31 protein-coding genes are annotated in these 18882 nt (G+C 55.4%); 30 read left to right on the forward strand and 1 reads right to left on the reverse strand.

What is annotated here, in order from left to right; translation table 11 throughout:
• The 29 genes from Q8R10_RS01850 to rplQ form a co-directional block, all read left to right on the forward strand.
• The coding region (locus tag Q8R10_RS01850) for an EF-Tu/IF-2/RF-3 family GTPase (RefSeq protein ID WP_371133280.1) at positions 1-435 on the forward strand (435 nt) is incomplete at its 5' end.
• A gap of 154 nt (positions 436-589) precedes the next feature.
• The gene (gene rpsJ / locus Q8R10_RS01855) at positions 590-901 is read left to right on the forward strand and encodes a 30S ribosomal protein S10 (protein ID WP_305650481.1); all 312 of its coding nucleotides are present in this window, start codon (positions 590-592) and stop codon (positions 899-901) included.
• 84 nt (positions 902-985) lie between these two features.
• A complete protein-coding gene (rplC, locus tag Q8R10_RS01860; RefSeq protein WP_305650483.1) occupies positions 986-1621 on the forward strand; it encodes a 50S ribosomal protein L3 in 636 nt (211 codons plus the stop codon).
• Positions 1622-1633: 12 nt separating this feature from the next.
• Positions 1634-2236 (forward strand): 50S ribosomal protein L4, encoded by a 603-nt coding sequence (gene rplD / locus Q8R10_RS01865; RefSeq protein WP_305650484.1) that lies wholly within the window; start codon positions 1634-1636, stop codon positions 2234-2236.
• Positions 2233-2532 (forward strand): 50S ribosomal protein L23, encoded by a 300-nt coding sequence (gene rplW, locus Q8R10_RS01870; RefSeq protein WP_305650485.1) that lies wholly within the window; start codon positions 2233-2235, stop codon positions 2530-2532. Before rplD ends, rplW begins: the two co-directional genes overlap by 4 nt.
• Positions 2533-2546: 14 nt before the next feature.
• Positions 2547-3374 carry a 50S ribosomal protein L2 gene (gene rplB / locus Q8R10_RS01875; protein ID WP_305650486.1) on the forward strand — a complete coding sequence of 276 codons (828 nt, stop codon included), beginning with the start codon at positions 2547-2549 and terminating at the stop codon, positions 3372-3374.
• Positions 3375-3386: 12 nt separating this feature from the next.
• Positions 3387-3662 (forward strand): 30S ribosomal protein S19, encoded by a 276-nt coding sequence (gene rpsS / locus Q8R10_RS01880; RefSeq protein WP_173203038.1) that lies wholly within the window; start codon positions 3387-3389, stop codon positions 3660-3662.
• An 11-nt stretch (positions 3663-3673) separates the two neighbouring features.
• Complete coding sequence (gene rplV / locus Q8R10_RS01885) at positions 3674-4003, forward strand: 50S ribosomal protein L22 (protein WP_305650489.1); 330 nt, start codon at positions 3674-3676, stop codon at positions 4001-4003.
• Positions 4004-4019: 16 nt separating this feature from the next.
• On the forward strand, positions 4020-4706 hold the full coding sequence (gene rpsC, locus Q8R10_RS01890) for a 30S ribosomal protein S3 (RefSeq protein ID WP_305650491.1): 687 nt from the start codon (positions 4020-4022) through the stop codon (positions 4704-4706).
• Positions 4707-4718: 12 nt separating this feature from the next.
• Positions 4719-5132 carry a 50S ribosomal protein L16 gene (gene rplP / locus Q8R10_RS01895; RefSeq protein ID WP_305650492.1) on the forward strand — a complete coding sequence of 138 codons (414 nt, stop codon included), beginning with the start codon at positions 4719-4721 and terminating at the stop codon, positions 5130-5132.
• Positions 5132-5323 (forward strand): 50S ribosomal protein L29, encoded by a 192-nt coding sequence (rpmC, locus tag Q8R10_RS01900; protein WP_252876989.1) that lies wholly within the window; start codon positions 5132-5134, stop codon positions 5321-5323. The genes rplP and rpmC overlap by 1 nt, the downstream gene beginning before the upstream one ends.
• 2 nt (positions 5324-5325) lie before the next feature.
• Positions 5326-5592, forward strand: coding sequence for a 30S ribosomal protein S17 (rpsQ, locus tag Q8R10_RS01905; RefSeq protein ID WP_305650497.1), 267 nt, complete (start codon positions 5326-5328; stop codon positions 5590-5592).
• 23 nt (positions 5593-5615) lie between these two features.
• Entirely contained in the window at positions 5616-5984 is a 369-nt protein-coding gene (gene rplN / locus Q8R10_RS01910; RefSeq protein ID WP_305650499.1) for a 50S ribosomal protein L14, read from the forward strand.
• A 12-nt stretch (positions 5985-5996) separates the two neighbouring features.
• The gene (rplX, locus tag Q8R10_RS01915; protein WP_305650501.1) at positions 5997-6308 is read left to right on the forward strand and encodes a 50S ribosomal protein L24; all 312 of its coding nucleotides are present in this window, start codon (positions 5997-5999) and stop codon (positions 6306-6308) included.
• 20 nt (positions 6309-6328) lie between these two features.
• Positions 6329-6868, forward strand: a complete 540-nt coding sequence (gene rplE, locus Q8R10_RS01920) for a 50S ribosomal protein L5 (protein ID WP_305650502.1) — start codon at positions 6329-6331, stop codon at positions 6866-6868.
• A gap of 13 nt (positions 6869-6881) precedes the next feature.
• On the forward strand, positions 6882-7187 hold the full coding sequence (gene rpsN, locus Q8R10_RS01925) for a 30S ribosomal protein S14 (protein ID WP_305650504.1): 306 nt from the start codon (positions 6882-6884) through the stop codon (positions 7185-7187).
• A 200-nt stretch (positions 7188-7387) separates the two neighbouring features.
• Complete coding sequence (gene rpsH, locus Q8R10_RS01930) at positions 7388-7780, forward strand: 30S ribosomal protein S8 (RefSeq protein WP_305650506.1); 393 nt, start codon at positions 7388-7390, stop codon at positions 7778-7780.
• Between the two features lie 12 nt (positions 7781-7792).
• Positions 7793-8326: a 50S ribosomal protein L6 gene (gene rplF / locus Q8R10_RS01935; RefSeq protein ID WP_305650508.1), complete on the forward strand. Its 534-nt coding sequence runs from the start codon at positions 7793-7795 to the stop codon at positions 8324-8326.
• Positions 8327-8335: 9 nt separating this feature from the next.
• Positions 8336-8686: a 50S ribosomal protein L18 gene (gene rplR / locus Q8R10_RS01940; RefSeq protein WP_305650510.1), complete on the forward strand. Its 351-nt coding sequence runs from the start codon at positions 8336-8338 to the stop codon at positions 8684-8686.
• Between the two features lie 3 nt (positions 8687-8689).
• Positions 8690-9190, forward strand: coding sequence for a 30S ribosomal protein S5 (rpsE, locus tag Q8R10_RS01945; RefSeq protein ID WP_305650511.1), 501 nt, complete (start codon positions 8690-8692; stop codon positions 9188-9190).
• A gap of 2 nt (positions 9191-9192) precedes the next feature.
• Positions 9193-9375, forward strand: coding sequence for a 50S ribosomal protein L30 (gene rpmD / locus Q8R10_RS01950; RefSeq protein WP_305650513.1), 183 nt, complete (start codon positions 9193-9195; stop codon positions 9373-9375).
• Positions 9376-9378: 3 nt separating this feature from the next.
• Positions 9379-9813 carry a 50S ribosomal protein L15 gene (gene rplO / locus Q8R10_RS01955; protein ID WP_305650515.1) on the forward strand — a complete coding sequence of 145 codons (435 nt, stop codon included), beginning with the start codon at positions 9379-9381 and terminating at the stop codon, positions 9811-9813.
• A complete protein-coding gene (gene secY / locus Q8R10_RS01960; RefSeq protein WP_305650517.1) occupies positions 9814-11142 on the forward strand; it encodes a preprotein translocase subunit SecY in 1329 nt (442 codons plus the stop codon).
• A 28-nt stretch (positions 11143-11170) separates the two neighbouring features.
• Entirely contained in the window at positions 11171-11287 is a 117-nt protein-coding gene (gene rpmJ / locus Q8R10_RS01965; RefSeq protein ID WP_002555468.1) for a 50S ribosomal protein L36, read from the forward strand.
• Between the two features lie 133 nt (positions 11288-11420).
• Positions 11421-11777 carry a 30S ribosomal protein S13 gene (gene rpsM / locus Q8R10_RS01970; protein WP_305650519.1) on the forward strand — a complete coding sequence of 119 codons (357 nt, stop codon included), beginning with the start codon at positions 11421-11423 and terminating at the stop codon, positions 11775-11777.
• 30 nt (positions 11778-11807) lie between these two features.
• A complete protein-coding gene (gene rpsK / locus Q8R10_RS01975; RefSeq protein WP_007924177.1) occupies positions 11808-12197 on the forward strand; it encodes a 30S ribosomal protein S11 in 390 nt (129 codons plus the stop codon).
• 15 nt (positions 12198-12212) lie between these two features.
• On the forward strand, positions 12213-12833 hold the full coding sequence (gene rpsD / locus Q8R10_RS01980; protein ID WP_305650521.1) for a 30S ribosomal protein S4: 621 nt from the start codon (positions 12213-12215) through the stop codon (positions 12831-12833).
• Positions 12834-12854: 21 nt separating this feature from the next.
• Positions 12855-13856: a DNA-directed RNA polymerase subunit alpha gene (rpoA, locus tag Q8R10_RS01985; protein WP_305650523.1), complete on the forward strand. Its 1002-nt coding sequence runs from the start codon at positions 12855-12857 to the stop codon at positions 13854-13856.
• 42 nt (positions 13857-13898) lie between these two features.
• Positions 13899-14285 carry a 50S ribosomal protein L17 gene (rplQ, locus tag Q8R10_RS01990; protein ID WP_305650524.1) on the forward strand — a complete coding sequence of 129 codons (387 nt, stop codon included), beginning with the start codon at positions 13899-13901 and terminating at the stop codon, positions 14283-14285.
• 190 nt (positions 14286-14475) lie between these two features.
• Here rplQ and uvrA read toward each other — a convergent pair whose 3' ends face one another.
• Positions 14476-17310, reverse strand: coding sequence for an excinuclease ABC subunit UvrA (gene uvrA / locus Q8R10_RS01995; RefSeq protein WP_305650525.1), 2835 nt, complete (start codon positions 17308-17310; stop codon positions 14476-14478).
• Positions 17311-17466: 156 nt separating this feature from the next.
• On the opposite strand from uvrA, the gene Q8R10_RS02000 reads away from it, so the two are divergent.
• Complete coding sequence (locus Q8R10_RS02000; protein ID WP_305650527.1) at positions 17467-18870, forward strand: MFS transporter; 1404 nt, start codon at positions 17467-17469, stop codon at positions 18868-18870.
• Positions 18871-18882 lie beyond the last annotated feature (12 nt).

The raw sequence follows: 18882 nt of genomic DNA on the forward strand, positions 1-18882 counted from the left end.
ACGGTCAAGACCATCTGTACTGGTGTTGAAATGTTCCGGAAGTTGCTCGACGAAGGTCGTGCTGGCGAGAACTGCGGTATCTTGCTGCGCGGCACCAAGCGTGATGACGTTGAGCGTGGCCAGATCTTGGCTAAGCCAGGCAGCGTTAAGCCGCACACCAAGTTCGAAGCTGAAGTGTACGTGCTGAGCAAAGAAGAAGGCGGTCGCCACACTCCGTTCTTCAAGGGCTATCGTCCGCAGTTCTACTTCCGTACTACGGACGTAACTGGTAACTGCGAACTGCCAGAAGGCGTTGAAATGGTAATGCCGGGCGACAACATCAAGATGGTTGTTACCTTGATCAAGTCGATCGCCATGGAAGACGGTCTGCGCTTCGCGATTCGCGAAGGTGGTCGTACCGTTGGTGCTGGCGTGGTTGCCAAGATCATCGAGTAATCGATTGATCTGCTGGTAAAGAAAAGGCCCCCTCGGGGGCCTTTTCTATTTGTTGATCATTTATTGACACCCTGTGGGTGCATCCGTACAATTGCGCCTCCTTTTATCGGGCGTATTGCGCTCGGTGGGAATGGCAAATTGGAGTCTAGGGCTAATGCAAAATCAACAAATCCGGATTCGGTTGAAGGCTTTTGATCATCGCCTAATCGATCAGTCCACCCAGGAAATCGTGGAAACCGCGAAACGTACTGGTGCTCAAGTTCGTGGTCCAATTCCACTACCAACTCGCAAAGAGCGGTTTACTGTTCTGGTTTCTCCGCACGTCAACAAAGACGCGCGCGACCAGTACGAAATCCGCACTCATAAGCGCGTGCTAGACATCATTCAGCCAACGGATAAAACCGTTGACGCTTTGATGAAGCTCGATCTTGCGGCTGGCGTGGAAGTGCAGATCAGCCTCGGCTAAGACCGTTTAGGTTTTAGTCGTGTAACGCTCTGAAATGGGCGGCCATAGCGGGTGAGAGCCCCGTACACTCATGAGGTTTACAACATGACTATTGGTTTAGTCGGTCGTAAATGCGGTATGACCCGTGTTTTCACCGAAGAAGGTGTCTCCATTCCGGTTACGGTCATTGAGATCGAGCCGAATCGCGTCACCCAGTTTAAAACAGTCGAAACTGATGGCTATCGTGCAGTGCAAGTCACTGTCGGTGTGCGTCGTGCTTCGCGCGTCACAGCTGCTCAAGCTGGCCACTTCGCTAAGGCGAACGTTGCTGCTGGTCGCGGTGTTTGGGAGTTCCGTCTTGAAGAAGGCGACTACCAGGCTGGCGATCTGATCACTGCAGATCTTTTCCAAGCGGGCCAGATGGTAGATGTTACCGGTCAGTCCAAAGGTAAAGGCTTCCAAGGTTGCATTAAGCGTTGGAACTTCCGCGGTCAGGACAACACCCACGGTAACTCTGTATCCCACCGTGCTCCTGGATCTATCGGCCAGTGCCAGACTCCTGGTCGTGTATTCAAGGGCAAAAAGATGGCCGGTCATATGGGCGCTGAGCGCGTGACCGTGCAATCCCTCGAAGTGGTACGCGTGGACGTTGAACGCAATGTGTTGCTGGTTAAGGGTGCTGTTCCTGGTGCTCCTGGCGGCAATCTTATTGTGCGTCCGGCAGCCAAGGCTCGCGGTTAAGGGGAAGCTGACATGCAATTAAATGTAAATGACGCTCAGGCGATCGAAGTATCCGAGCTGACTTTCGGCGGTGATTACAACGAGACGCTGGTGCACCAGGCAGTCGTAGCCTATATGGCTGGCGGTCGTCAGGGCAGCAAGCAGCAAAAGACCCGTTCCGACGTATCCGGTGGCGGTAAGCGCCCTTGGCGTCAGAAGGGTACTGGCCGTGCGCGTGCCGGTACTATTCGTAGCCCGATTTGGCGTGGCGGTGGTGTTACTTTCGCCGCTCGTCCACAGGATCACTCTCAGAAGCTGAACAAGAAGATGTATCGCGCAGCACTGCGCTCCATTCTCGCTGAGTTGGTTCGTTCGGATCGTCTGGTAGTGGTACAAGACTTCGCAGTCGAAGGCCCGAAAACCAAGGTTCTGTTGGATAAGTTGAATGGCATGGGTCTGACCAATGTCCTCATCGTGTCTGATTCTATCGACGAAAATCTGTATCTGGCTGCTCGTAACCTTCCGCACGTTGATGTGCGTGATGTTCAGGGTTCCGATCCAGTTAGTCTGATCGCATACGACAAGGTGTTGATCACCGTGTCGGCCGTGAAGAAATTCGAGGAGCTGCTGGGATGAACCAGGAACGCGTATTTAAAGTTCTACTTGGCCCGCACGTCTCCGAGAAGGCCACGGTATTGGCCGATAAAAACGGTCAATTTGTTTTCAAGGTTGCAACTGATGCGACCAAGCTTGAAATCAAGAAGGCCGTCGAAAGTTTGTTCAGCGTGAAAGTAGAGCGTGTAACTACCCTGAATGTTCTGGGTAAAAGCAAGCGTACTGCTCGCGGTGTGGGCAAGCGTAATGACTGGAAGAAGGCAGTTATCTCCCTTCAGCCAGGCCAAGATCTCGATTTCAGCAGCAGTGCTGAGTAAGGAGGGGAAGCATCATGGCTATTGTTAAATGCAAACCGACTTCCCCTGGCCGCCGCTTTGTGGTCAAGGTGGTCAACCAGGAGCTGCATAAAGGCGCTCCTCACGCACCGCTGCTCGAGAAAAAATCGAAGACTGGTGGTCGTAACAACAACGGTCGTATTACCACTCGTCACATCGGTGGTGGCCACAAGCAGCACTACCGCATGGTCGATTTCCGTCGCAACGACAAAGATGGCATTCCAGCCACTGTTGAGCGTATTGAATACGATCCAAACCGTACCGCACACATCGCTTTGATGTTGTACGCAGACGGTGAGCGCCGCTACATTCTCGCCCCTAAAGGCGTGAGTGCTGGCGACCAGCTAGTTGCAGGTGCTTTGGCGCCGATCAAGCCGGGTAACCAGCTGCCGCTGCGCAACATGCCAGTGGGTAGCACGGTTCATGGTATTGAGATGAAGCCAGGTAAGGGCGCGCAAATCGCTCGTTCCGCTGGTGCTTCGGCTCAGTTGATCGCTCGTGAAGGCGCTTATGTGACTTTGCGTTTACGCTCCGGCGAAATGCGCAAAATCCTCTGCGAATGCCGTGCGACCTTGGGTGAAGTCTCGAACTCCGAGCACAGCCTGCGTTCGTTGGGTAAAGCCGGTGCAAATCGCTGGCGTGGTATTCGACCTACAGTTCGTGGTGTTGCCATGAACCCGGTTGATCACCCGCATGGTGGTGGTGAGGGTCGTACTTCGGGTGGTCGTCATCCGGTGTCGCCGTGGGGCTTCCCGACTAAGGGCGCGAAGACTCGTGGTAACAAGCGTACTGACAAAATGATCGTCCGTCGTCGCAATAAATAAAGGGATACGACAGTGCCACGTTCTCTGAAAAAAGGTCCTTTTATCGATCTTCACCTACTGAAGAAGGTCGAAGTGGCGATGGAAAAGAACGATCGCAAGCCAGTGAAAACCTGGTCGCGCCGTTCCATGATCCTGCCGCAAATGGTTGGTCTGACCATTGCTGTGCATAACGGTCGTCAACATGTCCCAGTTCTCGTGAACGAAGACATGGTCGGCCACAAACTCGGCGAGTTTGCTGGTACCCGCACTTATCGCGGGCACGTAGCAGACAAGAAAGCCAAGCGTTAAGGGGTTAAGAAATGGAAGTTGCCGCTAAGTTGTCGGGCGCTCGAATCTCTGCCCAGAAAGCCCGCTTGGTCGCCGACCAGATCCGCGGGAAGAAGGTGGGCGAAGCGCTCAACTTGTTGGCTTTCAGCAGTAAGAAAGCCGCCGAGATCATTAAGAAAGTGCTGGAGTCGGCTGTAGCCAACGCCGAGCACAACGAAGGCGCAGACGTTGATGACCTTAAAGTCAGCACCGTTTTCGTTAACGAAGGGCGTTCGCTGAAGCGCATCATGCCGCGTGCCAAAGGCCGCGCTGATCGCATCGTCAAGCGGTCTTGCCATATCACTGTCAAGGTTGCTGACTAGTAACGGAGTCGATCAGATGGGTCAGAAAGTACATCCCATTGGCATACGCCTGGGAATCGTCAAGGAGCACACCTCCGTCTGGTACGCCAGCGGTCGGACTTATGCGGACTATTTGTTCGCTGATCTGAAGGTGCGTGAGTATCTCCAAGACAAATTAAAAAGCGCGTCCGTCAGCCGTATCGACATCCACCGCCCTGCGCAAACTGCGCGGATTACCATTCACACTGCCCGTCCAGGCATCGTGATCGGTAAGAAAGGCGAAGATGTTGAGAAGCTGCGTCAGGAACTGACCAAGCAAATGGGTGTGCCCGTGCACATCAATATCGAAGAGATCCGCAAGCCGGAACTCGACGGTATGCTAGTTGCCCAGAGCGTAGCTCAGCAGCTTGAGCGTCGTGTCATGTTCCGTCGGGCTATTAAGCGCGCCGTACAGAACGCCATGCGGATCGGTGCCAAGGGCATCAAGATCCAAGTGAGCGGTCGTCTCGGTGGTGCTGAAATTGCTCGTACTGAGTGGTATCGCGAAGGTCGTGTGCCGTTGCACACCCTGCGTGCCGACATTGACTATGCCAATTACGAAGCTCACACCACTTATGGTGTGATCGGTGTGAAGGTTTGGATCTTCAAAGGTGAGGTCATCGGTGGCCTCAAAGAAGAACTGAAACCACAAGCACCAGCGCCTCGTAAAAAAGCTGCTAAGTAAGGGGTACGCCAAATGTTGCAACCAAAGCGTACGAAGTTCCGCAAGCAGATGACAGGCCACAACCGTGGTCTGGCTCAGCGCGGTAGCAAGGTCAGCTTCGGCGAGTTCGCGCTGAAAGCTGTTGCTCGCGGTCGTCTCACCGCTCGCCAAATTGAGTCCGCTCGTCGTGCTCTGACTCGTCACGTTAAGCGTGGCGGGAAAATTTGGATTCGAGTATTCCCTGATAAGCCGGTAACCAAGAAGCCACTCGAAGTTCGGATGGGTAAAGGTAAGGGCAGTGTCGAGTATTGGGTTTGCCAGATTCAACCAGGCAAAGTCCTCTACGAGATCGAGGGTGTTTCCGAAGAGATGGCGCGCGCGGCATTTGCCTTGGCTGCTGCCAAGCTGCCACTCGCCACCTCCTTTGTTAAGCGGACGGTGATGTGATGAAAGCGAATGAACTTCGTGAAAAATCAGCACAGCAACTGAACGAGCAATTGCTCGGTTTGCTGCGCGACCAGTTCAATCTGCGTATGCAGAAAGCAACTGGCCAGTTGGGGCAGTCTCACCTGCTCTTGCAAGTTAAGCGCGATATCGCTCGCGTGAAGACTGTGCTCAACCAGCAGGCAGGTAAGTAATCATGGCTGAAGCCGAAATAACTGTCCGTACGCTGACTGGCCGTGTTGTCAGCGACAAGATGGACAAGACCATCACCGTACTCATCGAGCGTCGCGTAAAGCACCCGATCTACGGTAAATATGTAAAGCGTTCGACCAAGCTGCACGCACACGATGAAACCAATCAGTGCCGCATCGGCGATAAAGTCTCGATTCGTGAGACTCGCCCTGTGGCCAAGACTAAGTCTTGGGCTCTGGTTGAAATCCTCGTTCGCGCAGTGGAAGTCTAAGGGCTTAGGGTCGGAGAAATTATATGATTCAGACTCAATCCATGCTCGATGTAGCCGATAACAGCGGCGCACGCCGTGTTATGTGCATCAAGGTGCTGGGCGGTTCGCATCGTCGTTATGCTGGCATCGGCGACATCATCAAAGTTACCGTTAAGGAAGCAATTCCGCGCGGTAAGGTGAAGAAAGGCCAAGTGATGACCGCTGTGGTTGTTCGTACTCGTCATGGCGTTCGTCGTCCTGATGGCTCGATCATCCGCTTTGACGGTAACGCTGCTGTTATTTTGAATAACAAGCACGAGCCAATCGGCACCCGTATCTTTGGGCCGGTGACCCGTGAACTTCGTACTGAGAAGTTCATGAAGATCGTCTCGCTCGCCCCTGAAGTGCTGTAAGGAGAAGCGATCATGCAAAAGATTCGTCGTGACGACGAGATCATCGTCATCGCCGGCAAAGACAAGGGCAAGCGCGGTAAGGTGCTTAAGGTTCTCGATGACCGTTTGGTCATTGGTGGAGTTAACCTGATTAAGCGCCATACCAAGCCGAACCCTAATGCGGGCGTAGCTGGCGGGATTATCGAAAAGGAGGCGCCAATGCACGTCTCCAACGTGGCCATCTTCAATGGCGAAACCAACAAGGCTGATCGTGTTGGTTTCAAAGTAGAAGAAGGTAAAAAAATTCGTGTCTTCAAGTCGACCCAAAAAGCGGTTGATGCTTGAACACTGCTAGGTAGAAGACCATGGCACGACTAAAAGAGATTTACCGGAAGGAAATCGCTCCCAAGTTGAAGGAAGAGCTTCAGCTGGGCAACGTGATGGAAGTTCCGCGCGTTACCAAGATCACCCTGAACATGGGTGTAGGCGAAGCGATCGGTGACAAAAAAGTCATCGAGCACGCGGTAGCTGACTTGGAAAAAATCACCGGTCAAAAAGCGGTCGTAACTTACGCTCGCAAATCCATCGCTGGCTTTAAAGTCCGCGAAGGCTGGCCGATTGGCGTTAAGGTGACTTTGCGCCGTGAGAAGATGTATGAGTTCCTGGATCGTCTGCTTGCGATCTCCCTGCCTCGGGTTCGCGACTTCCGCGGCCTGAATGCCAAGTCCTTCGATGGTCGTGGTAACTACAGCATGGGCGTTAAAGAGCAGATCATTTTCCCGGAAATCGATTACGACAAAATCGACGCATTGCGCGGTCTGGATATCACTCTGACCACCACTGCCCGTAACGATGATGAAGGTCGTGCCTTGTTGCGCGCCTTCAAATTCCCGTTCCGTAACTGATTGGAGTAGGAACATGGCCAAAACGAGCATGAAAAACCGTGAGCTGAAGCGTCAGCAAACGGTAGCTAAGTACGCCAAAAAGCGTGCTGAGCTAAAAGCTACCATCGCCAATCCGAACTCCACTCCGGAAGCGCGTTGGGAAGCTCAGGTAGCCTTGCAGAAGCAGCCGCGCGATGCTTGCGCTGCGCGTATGCGTAATCGCTGCCGTCTGACCGGTCGTCCGCATGGTGTTTACCGCAAGTTCGGCCTCGGCCGTAACAAGTTGCGTGAAGCGGCAATGCGTGGCGACGTACCAGGTCTGGTTAAAGCCAGCTGGTAAGTCATTCGCGACAAAGCTCGGGAGGCGGTTAGCGCCGTCTCTTGTGCTCAGTGATTTTGAATCAAGCCCCTTCTGGGGCTTGATTCATTTTGGAGCAGTCTATAGAATGCTCGGCTCGCCGAACCATGACCATTTTTGTTGTGGGTTCGGTGACTCTTAGCCGTAAGGCTAATTCTTTCTGTATTAGGAGCGTCTAGCCCATGAGTATGCAGGACCCGTTAGCGGACATGCTAACTCGTATCCGTAATGCCCAGATGGCCGAAAAGTCCGTCGTAAGCATGCCATCTTCCACTTTGAAGGTGGCTGTAGCTAAAGTCTTGAAAGACGAAGGTTACATCGCGGAATTTAAAGTCAGCAGCGAAATCAAGCCGCTGCTCACCATCGAGCTGAAGTACTTCGAAGGCCGTCCGGTCATCGAAGAAGTGAAGCGCGTAAGTCGTCCTGGTCTTCGCCAGTACAAGTCCGTCGGCGACCTTCCTAAGGTTCGCGGTGGTCTTGGTGTGTCTATCGTCACTACCAACAAGGGTGTGATGACTGACCGTGCTGCGCGCGCTGCCGGTATCGGTGGCGAAGTCCTTTGCACAGTGTTCTAAGGGGGGATAAGCATGTCTCGCGTCGCTAAGAACCCCGTAAAGCTGCCCGCTGGCGTTGAAGTTAAACTGTCAGGTCAGCAGCTTTCGGTTAAGGGTGCCAAGGGTACCCTAGATCTAAAAGTACATTCGTCCGTTGAAGTAACTGAGGAAGCCGGCGAGTTGCGTTTTGCAGCCCGTAATGGCGATCAGCAGACTCGCGCGATGGCCGGTACCACTCGTTCGCTCGTGAACAACATGGTTCTCGGTGTTAGCCAAGGCTTCGAGCGTAAGCTCCAGTTGGTTGGTGTTGGTTACAAAGCGCAAGCTAAAGGCGAAGTTTTATCCCTGGCTCTAGGCTTCTCGCACCCAGTGGAATATGACTTGCCTGCCGGCATTACCGCTGAAACACCCAGCCAGACTGATATCCTGATTCGGGGTATTGATAAGCAGTTGGTTGGTCAGGTGGCCGCTGAGATCCGCGACTTCCGTCCACCAGAGCCGTACAAAGGCAAAGGTGTGCGTTACGCAGACGAAGTCGTCCGTCGTAAAGAAGCGAAGAAGAAGTAGGGCTAGCAAATGACCGACAAGAAAGTTACCCGTCTGCGTCGCGCGCGCAAAGCACGCCTGAAAATGCACGAATTAGAAGTCGTGCGTCTCTGCGTCTACCGCTCCTCGCAGCATATATACGCCCAGGTCATCTCGGCCGACGGCAGCAAAGTCTTGGCCAGCGCCTCGACTTTGGATAAAGAATTGCGTGATGCTGCCACTGGCAACATCGACGCGGCCAAAAAGGTTGGGCTGCTGATTGCTGAGCGTGCGAAAGTCGCCGGCATTACTCAAGTTGCCTTCGATCGTTCGGGCTTCAAGTATCACGGTCGTGTTCAGGCACTGGCTGATGCTGCTCGTGAAGGCGGGATGGAGTTCTAAGTTATGTCAAATAACGACCAAAAGCGCGACGAAGGCTACATCGAGAAGTTGGTTCAAGTTAACCGTGTTGCTAAGACCGTTAAAGGCGGCCGTATCTTCACTTTCACCGCGTTGACCGTGGTGGGTGATGGTAAGGGTCGTGTTGGTTTTGGCCGTGGTAAGTCTCGTGAAGTGCCTGCTGCTATCCAGAAAGCTATGGAAGCTGCGCGTCGCAACATGATTCAAGTGGATCTTAACGGTACCACTCTGCAGTACGCGATGAAGTCTGGTCATGGTGCCTCTAAGGTGTACATGCAGCCTGCTTCTGAAGGTACTGGCATCATCGCTGGCGGCGCAATGCGTGCTGTTCTCGAAGTTGCTGGCGTGCAGAACGTCTTGGCCAAGTGCTACGGCTCGACTAACCCGGTAAACGTGGTTCACGCCACTTTTAAAGGTTTGAAAGCTATGCAGTCCCCTGCCTCTATTGCTGCTAAGCGCGGCAAGACTGTTCAGGAGATCTTCTGATCATGGCTACTGCAACCGTAAAAGTTACGCTGATCAAAAGCATGACCGGCCGCATCCCTAACCACAAATTGTGCGTTAAGGGCTTGGGTCTGCGTCGTATCGGTCACACTGTAGAAGTGCTGGATACTCCCGAGAATCGCGGGATGATCAACAAGGCTTACTACATGCTGCGCGTCGAGGTTTAATCGATGAAACTCAATGATCTGAGTCCAGCCCCGGGTTCGCGTCGCGTTAAGCAGCGCGTTGGCCGTGGTATTGGTAGCGGTTTGGGCAAAACTTGCGGCCGCGGCCACAAGGGTCAGTCTTCGCGCTCCGGTGGCACCATTGCTCCGGGTTTTGAAGGCGGCCAGCAGCCACTGCACCGTCGTTTGCCGAAGTTCGGCTTCGTCTCCTTGAAGGCTATGGATCGCGCAGAAGTGCGTACTTCCGAGCTGAACAAAGTGGAAGGCGGCGTTGTAACTCTGCAAACGCTCAAGGATGCCAACCTGATTAATCAAAACGTACAGCGCGTGAAAGTGATGCTGTCCGGTGAGATTACTCGCGCTGTCACCCTCAAAGGTATCGCTGCCACCAAAGGTGCGCGTGCGGCTATCGAAGCAGCTGGCGGCAAGTTCGAGGAATAAATGGCTAAGCAAGGTGCTCTCTCAAGTCTAAGCAATGGCGGGTTGTCCGAGCTCTGGGCGCGTCTGCGGTTTCTCCTGTTGGCGATTATCGTCTACCGGATTGGCGCACACATTCCAGTTCCCGGCATCAATCCTGAGCGGCTGGCTGCTCTGTTTCGGCAGAATGAGGGGACCATTCTTAGCTTGTTCAACATGTTTTCTGGCGGCGCGCTGGAGCGGATGAGTATCTTTGCCTTGGGGATCATGCCGTACATTTCGGCGTCGATCATCATGCAATTGATGACCACCGTTAGCCCGCAGCTAGAGCAGTTGAAGAAGGAAGGTGAGTCTGGCCGTCGTAAGATTAGCCAGTACACCCGCTACGGCACTGTAATCCTGGCATTGGTTCAAGCTATCGGCATGTCCGTTGGCTTGGCTGGCCAGGGTGTGGCTTTTTCGGCTGATTTCGGCTTTCACTTCGTGGCTGTTACCACCTTCGTGGCTGGTGCAATGTTCATGATGTGGCTGGGCGAGCAAATCACCGAGCGCGGTGTCGGCAACGGTATTTCGATGCTGATTTTTGCAGGTATCGTGGCCGGTCTGCCGAGTGCTATCGGGCAGTCTTTCGAGTCTGCGCGTTTGGGCGATATTAATATCTTCGCCCTGGTGGCTATCGGTTTGTTGGCGGTGGCGATCATTGGTTTTGTGGTGTTTATTGAGCGTGGTCAGCGTCGCATTGCGGTGCATTACGCCAAGCGTCAGCAGGGTCGTAAGGTCTTTGCTGCGCAAACAAGCCACTTGCCTTTGAAGGTGAACATGGCGGGTGTAATTCCGGCTATTTTTGCCAGCAGCATTTTGCTGTTTCCTGCCTCGTTAGGCGCCTGGTTTGGTCAGTCCGAAGGGATGGGCTGGATGCAGGATCTATCGCAGGCAATCGCTCCGGGTCATCCGTTGAATATCTTGCTGTTTAGTGCGGGGATTATTTTCTTCTGCTTCTTCTACACAGCCTTGATGTTCAATCCGAAAGACGTAGCGGAAAACCTGAAAAAGTCCGGTGCCTTTATTCCGGGTATCCGTCCAGGTGAGCAGTCGGCGCGCTATATCGATGGCGTATTGACTCGCTTGACCATGTTCGGTGCTCTGTACATGACGGCCGTATGCTTGTTGCCCCAGTTCCTAGTGGTGGCGGCCAACGTACCGTTCTATCTTGGCGGGACCTCGTTGCTGATCGTGGTAGTGGTTGTGATGGACTTTATGGCCCAAGTGCAATCTCACCTCGTTTCGCACCAGTATGAATCCCTGATGAAGAAAACTAACCTGAAGGGCTACGGCAGCGGCATGCTCCGCTGAAGTGTCTGTAAGGTTCGAGGAGTTGGTGATGAAAGTTCGTGCATCGGTGAAAAAGCTGTGCCGTAACTGCAAGATTATTCGCCGCGAAGGTGTCGTGCGCGTAATCTGCAGCGCTGAACCGCGTCATAAGCAGCGCCAAGGCTGATTTTGACTTAAAGCGTTAAAAGCCCGGTAGCTAGTGCGCTACTGGGTTGATTATTTGCTATTACAGCGTTAATATCGCGCGCCCTTTTCTTGGCTTTGAAGGGTGTCGGTAGCTGTCAAAGGAGTCCAACTGAATGGCCCGTATTGCAGGCGTAAACATTCCGGATAACAAGCACACTGTTATCTCGCTGACCTACATCTTTGGTGTCGGTCGCACAACAGCACAGAAGATTTGTGCAACTACCGGGGTTAACCCGGCAGCTAAAATCAAAGATCTGAGCGACGAGCAGGTCGAATTGTTGCGTGGAGCTGTTGCCCAGGTTAATACCGAAGGTGATCTGCGTCGCGAGATCAACATGAAAATCAAGCGCTTGATGGATCTGGGCTGCTATCGCGGTCTGCGTCATCGTCGTGGCCTACCGGCACGCGGTCAGCGTACTAAGACCAACGCGCGTACCCGTAAGGGCCCGCGTAAGCCGATCCGCAAGTAATCGCGCTCGCGAATCGACAGGAATATAGTCATGGCAAAACCTGCTGCTCGTCCTCGTAAGAAAATTAAAAAGACAGTGGTTGATGGCATCGCCCACATCCACGCGTCTTTCAACAACACTATTGTGACCATTACTGACCGTCAGGGTAACGCGCTTTCTTGGGCTACCTCGGGTGGTTCAGGTTTCCGCGGTTCACGCAAGTCCACTCCGTTCGCTGCCCAGGTGGCTGCTGAACGTGCTGGTCAAGCTGCGCTGGAATACGGCCTGAAAAACCTCGACGTTAACGTCAAGGGTCCAGGTCCAGGTCGTGAGTCCGCTGTCCGTGCATTGAACGGCTGCGGTTACAAGATCGCCAGCATCACCGACGTGACGCCAATCCCGCATAACGGGTGCCGTCCGCCGAAGAAGCGTCGCGTGTAATCAGGAGACAGATAAATGGCACGTTACATTGGTCCAAAATGCAAACTGTCTCGTCGTGAAGGCACAGATCTTTTCCTGAAAAGCGGTGTACGCGCTCTGGAAACGAAGTGCAACATCGAAGCAGCCCCAGGTATTCACGGCCAACGCCGTGGCCGTCAGTCTGACTACGGCACCCAGCTGCGTGAGAAGCAAAAAGTTCGTCGTATCTACGGTGTACTTGAGCGTCAATTCAGTGGTTATTACAAAGAAGCTGCCGCTCGTAAAGGCGCTACTGGTGAGAACCTGCTGCAGATTCTTGAGTGCCGCCTGGACAACGTCGTTTACCGTATGGGTTATGGCGCTACTCGCGCTGAATCCCGTCAGCTGGTTTCGCATAAAGCGATCAGCATCAACGGTAAAACCGTAAACGTCCCGTCTTACCAGGTTAGTGCTGGTGACGTGGTAGCGATTCGTGAGAAGTCGAAGAATCAGCTGCGCATCGTTCAAGCTCTTGAACTGTGTGCCCAGCGTGGCCGCGTTGAGTGGGTAGAAGTTGACGTTGAGAAGAAGTCGGGCGTGTTTAAAAGCGTTCCTGCTCGCAGCGATCTGTCTGCCGACATCAACGAAAGCCTGATTGTCGAGCTCTACTCCAAGTAAGGGCTAGTAATAGGTGCATCCATGCAGATTTCGGTAAATGAGTTCCTGACCCCCCGTCACATTGATGTGCAGGTGGTGAGTCCTACCCGCGCTAAAATCACTCTCGAGCCTCTCGAGCGTGGTTTTGGCCACACGCTGGGCAATGCGTTGCGTCGCATCTTGTTGTCCTCTATGCCAGGCTGTGCGGTAGTCGAGGTCGAGATTGACGGTGTACTCCATGAGTACAGCGCCATCGAAGGTGTGCAGGAGGATGTAATTGAAATCCTGCTCAACCTTAAAGGTTTGGCTATCAAGCTGCACGGCCGTGACGAAGTTACGCTGAACCTAGTTAAGAAAGGTTCGGGTGTGGTTACCGCTGCCGATATTCAGCTGGATCACGATGTCGAGATCGTCAACCCTGATCACGTCATTGCTAACCTAGCTTCCAACGGCGCGTTGAGCATGAAGCTCACCGTTGCCCGCGGACGTGGCTATGAGCCGGCTGACTCACGTCAGAGCGATGAAGATGAAAGCCGCAGCATTGGTCGCTTGCAGCTGGACGCTTCGTTTAGCCCGGTTCGTCGCCTCGCGTACGTTGTAGAAAACGCCCGCGTTGAGCAGCGCACTAACCTGGACAAGCTGGTTATTGACCTGGAAACCAACGGTACTCTCGATCCTGAAGAGGCTATTCGTCGTGCTGCAACCATCCTGCAACAGCAGTTGGCTGCGTTCGTCGATCTCAAAGGTGACAGTGAGCCTGTGGTAATCGAGCAGGAAGACGAGATCGATCCGATCCTGTTGCGTCCGGTTGATGACCTCGAGCTGACCGTTCGTTCGGCCAACTGCCTTAAGGCGGAAAACATCTACTACATCGGCGACCTGATTCAGCGCACCGAAGTAGAGTTGTTGAAGACTCCGAACCTGGGTAAGAAGTCCCTGACTGAGATCAAGGACGTTCTGGCCTCACGCGGTCTGTCCCTCGGTATGCGCCTCGACAACTGGCCGCCGGCAAGCCTTAAGAAAGACGAGAAGGCCACGGCCTGATCGTCGTAATCACTGAACGAGAGTTCGGTAAGGAATTTAACCATGCGTCATCGTAAGAGTGGTCGTCACCTCAACCGCACCAGCGCGCACCGTAAGGCCATGTTCCAAAACATGGCAGTGTCGCTGTTTGAGCACGAGCTGATCAAAACTACCCTGCCTAAGGCCAAGGAACTGCGTCGCGTCGCTGAGCCGCTGATCACCTTGGCTAAAATTGATAGCGTTGCTAACCGTCGTCTGGCTTTTGATCGTACTCGTTCGAAAGCTATGGTTGGTAAGCTGTTCAATGACCTGGGCAAGCACTACGCCACCCGTCAGGGCGGCTACCTGCGTATCCTCAAGTGCGGTTTCCGCGCTGGCGACAACGCGCCTATGGCGTATGTCGAGTTGGTTGATCGTTCTGCCGGTGCTGTAGCTGTAACTGCCGAGTAAGACGTCAAGCTTCACAAGAAACCGGACCTAGTGTCCGGTTTTTTGTTGGCTGAAATAAAGTCACGTGACTGGCTGCGGCTGATTTCAACATCGAGTGCAAGGGCGTTTGTGTGGCCCTGGGCCTAAAAAGGCTGCGCAAAAAGAAAGGCCGAGCATTGCTTCTCGGCCTTTTCATTTTGGTGGCGCGGTTTTAGGCGCGATCACGCTCCAGCAGTGGTTTCAGGAAAAACCCCGTATGGGACTGTGGCATCTCGGCGACTTCTTCCGGGGTGCCGACGGCAATGATCTGTCCGCCTTTGGAGCCGCCCTCGGGGCCGAGGTCGACCAGCCAGTCGGCGGTCTTGATCACGTCGAGGTTATGCTCGATCACCACCACGGTATTGCCGTGATCGCGCAGACGATGCAGTACGTCGAGCAGTTGCTGGATGTCGGCAAAGTGCAGGCCGGTGGTGGGCTCATCGAGGATGTACAGGGTCTTGCCGGTGTCGCGCTTGGACAGTTCGCGTGACAGTTTGACCCGCTGCGCTTCGCCGCCCGACAGGGTGGTCGCCGATTGGCCGAGCTTGATATAGGACAGCCCGACGTCCATCAGGGTTTGCAGCTTGCGCGCCAGTGCCGGCACGGCATCGAAGAACGGTCGCGCCTCTTCGATGGTCATCTCCAGCACTTCGTGGATGTTTTTGCCTTTGTATTTTACTTCCAGGGTTTCGCGGTTGTAGCGCTTGCTCTTGCACACATCGCAGGCCACATAGATGTCCGGCAAAAAGTGCATTTCGACCTTGATCACTCCAACGCCCTGGCAGGCTTCGCAGCGCCCGCCTTTGACGTTGAAGGAAAAACGTCCAGGGCCATAACCCCGTGAGCGAGACTCGGGCACGCCGGCAAACAGCTCGCGGATCGGCGTAAACAGTCCGGTGTAGGTCGCGGGGTTCGAGCGCGGAGTGCGGCCGATGGGGCTCTGGTCGATATCCACCACCTTGTCCAAATGCTGCAGCCCGTCGCAGCTGTCGTGGGCGGCGGCTTCCAGGGTGGTGGCTCCGTTCAGGGCGGTGGCGCTGAGCGGGTAGAGGGTGTTGTTGATCAGGGTCGACTTGCCCGAGCCGGAGACGCCGGTTACGCAGGTCAGCAGGCCGATGGGGATGTCTAAATCGACGTTGCGCAGGTTATTGCCGCGCGCGCCCTTGATCTTCAAGGCGAGCTTTTTGTTGCGTGGCGTGCGCTGCGCCGGTACGGGGATTTTCACCCGGCCCGACAGGTATTTTCCGGTGAGGGAATCGGGGTGCACCATCACTTCGGCGGCGGTGCCCTGGGCGACAATTTGCCCGCCATGCACACCGGCGCCTGGGCCGATATCGACCACATAGTCGGCCATGCGAATGGCGTCCTCGTCGTGCTCGACCACTATCACGGTGTTACCGATGTCGCGCAGATGGCGCAAGGTGCCGAGCAGGCGCTCGTTGTCGCGTTGATGCAGGCCGATGGAGGGTTCGTCGAGGATATACATCACCCCAACCAAGCCTGCGCCAATCTGGCTGGCCAAACGAATGCGCTGCGCCTCGCCGCCCGACAAGGTGTCGGCGCTGCGGTCGAGAGTCAGGTAGTCGAGGCCGACGTTGACCAAAAACTGCAGGCGTTCGCGGATTTCCTTGAGGATTTTCTCGGCGATTTCACCGCGTCGGCCCGTCAGTGCCAAGCCGCCAAAGTATTCGGTGGCATCGCCAATCGGCATGCCGGTGACTGCCGGTAAGGTCTTCTCGCCGACCCAGACGTGCCGCGCCTCGCGGCGCAGGCGGGTGCCGCGACAGTCGGTGCATGACTGGGTGCTGAGAAATTTGCTTAGCTCTTCGCGTACGGTTTGCGATTCGGTTTCGCGGTAGCGCCGCTCCAGATTTGGCACTATGCCTTCGAACGGGTGGGCGCGTTTGACGATGTCGCCACGGTCATTGAGATAGCGAAACTCGACGCTATCGCTGCCGCTGCCGTACAAAATGGCTTTCTGTTCGCTGGCACTGAGGGTGTCGAAGGGTACGTCCAGGCTGAAGTCATAGTGCGCGGCCAATGAGCCGAGCATCTGGAAGTAGTACACATTGCGTCTGTCCCAGCCGCGAATCGCACCTTCGGCCAGGGTCATTTCGCCATGCACCAAGCGTTTGATGTCGAAGAACTGTTTAACTCCCAGGCCGTCGCAGGTTGGGCAGGCACCGGCCGGGTTATTGAAGGAAAACAGCTTGGGTTCCAGCTCGCTGATCGAGTGGCCGCAGACCGGGCAGGCGAAGCGGGCGGAGAAGATCATCTCCTCGCCGACTTCGTCCTCCATCGGCGCCACCAGCGCCAGGCCATCGGCCAGCTTCAGTGCCGTCTCGAAAGACTCGGCCAGGCGTTGCTGCAGGTCGCCGCGGGACTTGAAGCGGTCAACCACGGCATCGATGCTGTGCTTCTTCTGCTTGTCGAGCTTGGGCAGTTCGTCCAGCTCATGCAGTCTGCCGTTGATGCGCACGCGCACGAAGCCCTGGGCGCGCAGCTCGTCGAAAATCGCCAGGTGCTCGCCTTTGCGCTCGCGAATCACCGGTGCCAGCAACATCAACTTGCGCCCTTCGGGCAGCGCCAGCACTTGGTCAACCATCTGGCTAACCGTTTGCGCTTCCAGTGGCAGGTCGTGGTCGGGGCAGCGTGGAATACCGACGCGGGCGTAGAGCAGGCGCAGGTAGTCGTAGATTTCGGTGATGGTGCCGACGGTGGAGCGCGGGTTGTGCGAGGTGGATTTCTGCTCGATGGAAATCGCCGGCGACAGGCCTTCGATGGTGTCGACGTCGGGTTTTTCCATCATCGACAAAAATTGCCGGGCATAGGCCGACAGCGACTCGACATAACGCCGTTGGCCCTCGGCGTAGAGGGTGTCGAAGGCCAGGGATGACTTGCCCGAGCCAGACAGGCCCGTGATCACGATCAGCTTGTCGCGCGGCAGGGTCAGGTCGATGTTCTTCAGGTTGTGGGTGCGCGCCCCACGAATCACTATCTTGTCCATGTGCGGCCTCGCATGGCGGGCGTAAACCCGCGAGTATACGGCGCTCAAGTCGCTTGCGGCAAAGCATCGGCGCTGTGCCGTGACGGGCGCGGCTGCTAGAATTGCCGCCGCCCGCGCGTGCGCGTTTACGTCAATAGCAGTTATGAGGGCTTGTTCATGCACGATCTGCATAACGATCGCATGAGTTCGGGTGAGACACGTGCCGCCACCGGGCTGGCGTTGGTTTTCGCCTTTCGGATGTTGGGCATGTTTATGGTGTTGCCGGTGTTGGCGACCTATGGCATGGAACTGCGCGGCGCCACGCCGGCGCTGATTGGCTTGGCTATCGGTGCCTATGGCCTGACTCAGGCGCTGCTACAAATCCCGTTCGGGATGCTGTCCGACCGGATTGGCCGGTTGCCGGTTATTTATATTGGGTTGCTGATTTTTGCTGCCGGTGCCGTGCTGGCGGCGTCGGCCGATTCGATTTGGGGCGTGATCGCCGGCCGGGTCTTGCAAGGCGCCGGCGCCATCTCGGCGGCGGTGATGGCTTTGTTGTCGGACCTGACCCGCGAGCAGCATCGCACCAAGGCCATGGCCATGATTGGCATGAGCATCGGTTTGTCCTTTGCGGTGGCGATGGTGGTGGGCCCGCTGCTCACTCGTGCCTATGGTTTGTCCGGCTTATTTGAAGCGACCGCGGTGATGGCCTTGTTCGGCGTACTGATCGTCGCGCTGGTGGTGCCGCGCGCCCATGGACAGTTACGCCACCGCGAATCCGGCGTGGCTAAACAGGCGCTGGCTGCCACCTTGCGTCATCCGGATTTGTTGCGACTGGATCTGGGGATTTTCGTCTTGCACGCGGTGCTGATGGCCAGCTTTATTGCCTTGCCGTTGGCGCTGGTGGAAAACGGCGGCTTACCGAAAGAGCAGCACTGGTGGGTGTATCTGACGGCGTTGCTGGTGGGCTTTTTCAGCATGATCCCGTTCATTATTTATGGCGAGAAGCAGCGCCAGATGAAGCGGGTGCTGCTGGGCTCGGTCACCGTGCTGCTGTTGTGCGAGCTGTTTTTTTGGTGGTATGGCAGCAGTTTGCGGGCCTTGCTGTTGGGCACCATCGTGTTTTTCACGGCGTTCAACCTGCTGGAGGCCTCGCTGCCCTCGCTGATCAGCAAAGTCGCCCCGGCCGGCGGTAAAGGCACGGCGATGGGGGTGTACTCCACCAGCCAGTTCCTCGGCGCGGCAGTCGGTGGCATTCTCGGTGGCTGGCTGTTTCAGCACGGCGGCCTGGCCATGGTGTTTGTCGGCTGCGCGGTGCTCTGCGCCTTGTGGCTGGGCTTTGCTGTTACTATGCGCGAGCCACCCTACGTGACCAGTTTGCGTTTGCCGCTACCGTCTGCGGCACTCGGCGATGCTGGTTTGGTCGAGCGTTTGCAGTGCTTGGCGGGGGTAACAGATGCTGTGGTGGTCGCCGATGAGGCGGCCATCTATATCAAAATTGACACTAAACAAGTGGATCGCAGCAGCATTGAGCGCTTGATCGCAACGGCACCGATGCCTGCATCAGATATGAACGTATAGATAGGAGAGCGT

The sequence above is a fragment of the Pseudomonas sp. genome, assembly GCF_030698175.1.
Taxonomy (GTDB): Bacteria; Pseudomonadota; Gammaproteobacteria; order Pseudomonadales; family Pseudomonadaceae; genus Aquipseudomonas.

What these genes read in the sequence shown, in the direction of transcription:
- rpsJ (WP_305650481.1), top strand. Translation starts at nt 590, where the DNA reads ATGCAAAATCAACAAATCCGGATTCGGTTGAAGGCTTTTGATCATCGC.
- rplC (WP_305650483.1), top strand. Translation starts at nt 986, where the DNA reads ATGACTATTGGTTTAGTCGGTCGTAAATGCGGTATGACCCGTGTTTTC.
- rplD (WP_305650484.1), top strand. Translation starts at nt 1,634, where the DNA reads ATGCAATTAAATGTAAATGACGCTCAGGCGATCGAAGTATCCGAGCTG.
- rplW (WP_305650485.1), top strand. Translation starts at nt 2,233, where the DNA reads ATGAACCAGGAACGCGTATTTAAAGTTCTACTTGGCCCGCACGTCTCC.
- rplB (WP_305650486.1), top strand. Translation starts at nt 2,547, where the DNA reads ATGGCTATTGTTAAATGCAAACCGACTTCCCCTGGCCGCCGCTTTGTG.
- rplV (WP_305650489.1), top strand. Translation starts at nt 3,674, where the DNA reads ATGGAAGTTGCCGCTAAGTTGTCGGGCGCTCGAATCTCTGCCCAGAAA.
- rpsC (WP_305650491.1), top strand. Translation starts at nt 4,020, where the DNA reads ATGGGTCAGAAAGTACATCCCATTGGCATACGCCTGGGAATCGTCAAG.
- rplP (WP_305650492.1), top strand. Translation starts at nt 4,719, where the DNA reads ATGTTGCAACCAAAGCGTACGAAGTTCCGCAAGCAGATGACAGGCCAC.
- rpmC (WP_252876989.1), top strand. Translation starts at nt 5,132, where the DNA reads ATGAAAGCGAATGAACTTCGTGAAAAATCAGCACAGCAACTGAACGAG.
- rpsQ (WP_305650497.1), top strand. Translation starts at nt 5,326, where the DNA reads ATGGCTGAAGCCGAAATAACTGTCCGTACGCTGACTGGCCGTGTTGTC.
- rplN (WP_305650499.1), top strand. Translation starts at nt 5,616, where the DNA reads ATGATTCAGACTCAATCCATGCTCGATGTAGCCGATAACAGCGGCGCA.
- rplX (WP_305650501.1), top strand. Translation starts at nt 5,997, where the DNA reads ATGCAAAAGATTCGTCGTGACGACGAGATCATCGTCATCGCCGGCAAA.
- rplE (WP_305650502.1), top strand. Translation starts at nt 6,329, where the DNA reads ATGGCACGACTAAAAGAGATTTACCGGAAGGAAATCGCTCCCAAGTTG.
- rpsN (WP_305650504.1), top strand. Translation starts at nt 6,882, where the DNA reads ATGGCCAAAACGAGCATGAAAAACCGTGAGCTGAAGCGTCAGCAAACG.
- rpsH (WP_305650506.1), top strand. Translation starts at nt 7,388, where the DNA reads ATGAGTATGCAGGACCCGTTAGCGGACATGCTAACTCGTATCCGTAAT.
- rplF (WP_305650508.1), top strand. Translation starts at nt 7,793, where the DNA reads ATGTCTCGCGTCGCTAAGAACCCCGTAAAGCTGCCCGCTGGCGTTGAA.
- rplR (WP_305650510.1), top strand. Translation starts at nt 8,336, where the DNA reads ATGACCGACAAGAAAGTTACCCGTCTGCGTCGCGCGCGCAAAGCACGC.
- rpsE (WP_305650511.1), top strand. Translation starts at nt 8,690, where the DNA reads ATGTCAAATAACGACCAAAAGCGCGACGAAGGCTACATCGAGAAGTTG.
- rpmD (WP_305650513.1), top strand. Translation starts at nt 9,193, where the DNA reads ATGGCTACTGCAACCGTAAAAGTTACGCTGATCAAAAGCATGACCGGC.
- rplO (WP_305650515.1), top strand. Translation starts at nt 9,379, where the DNA reads ATGAAACTCAATGATCTGAGTCCAGCCCCGGGTTCGCGTCGCGTTAAG.
- secY (WP_305650517.1), top strand. Translation starts at nt 9,814, where the DNA reads ATGGCTAAGCAAGGTGCTCTCTCAAGTCTAAGCAATGGCGGGTTGTCC.
- rpmJ (WP_002555468.1), top strand. Translation starts at nt 11,171, where the DNA reads ATGAAAGTTCGTGCATCGGTGAAAAAGCTGTGCCGTAACTGCAAGATT.
- rpsM (WP_305650519.1), top strand. Translation starts at nt 11,421, where the DNA reads ATGGCCCGTATTGCAGGCGTAAACATTCCGGATAACAAGCACACTGTT.
- rpsK (WP_007924177.1), top strand. Translation starts at nt 11,808, where the DNA reads ATGGCAAAACCTGCTGCTCGTCCTCGTAAGAAAATTAAAAAGACAGTG.
- rpsD (WP_305650521.1), top strand. Translation starts at nt 12,213, where the DNA reads ATGGCACGTTACATTGGTCCAAAATGCAAACTGTCTCGTCGTGAAGGC.
- rpoA (WP_305650523.1), top strand. Translation starts at nt 12,855, where the DNA reads ATGCAGATTTCGGTAAATGAGTTCCTGACCCCCCGTCACATTGATGTG.
- rplQ (WP_305650524.1), top strand. Translation starts at nt 13,899, where the DNA reads ATGCGTCATCGTAAGAGTGGTCGTCACCTCAACCGCACCAGCGCGCAC.
- uvrA (WP_305650525.1), bottom strand. Translation starts at nt 17,310, where the DNA reads ATGGACAAGATAGTGATTCGTGGGGCGCGCACCCACAACCTGAAGAAC.
- Q8R10_RS02000 (WP_305650527.1), top strand. Translation starts at nt 17,467, where the DNA reads ATGCACGATCTGCATAACGATCGCATGAGTTCGGGTGAGACACGTGCC.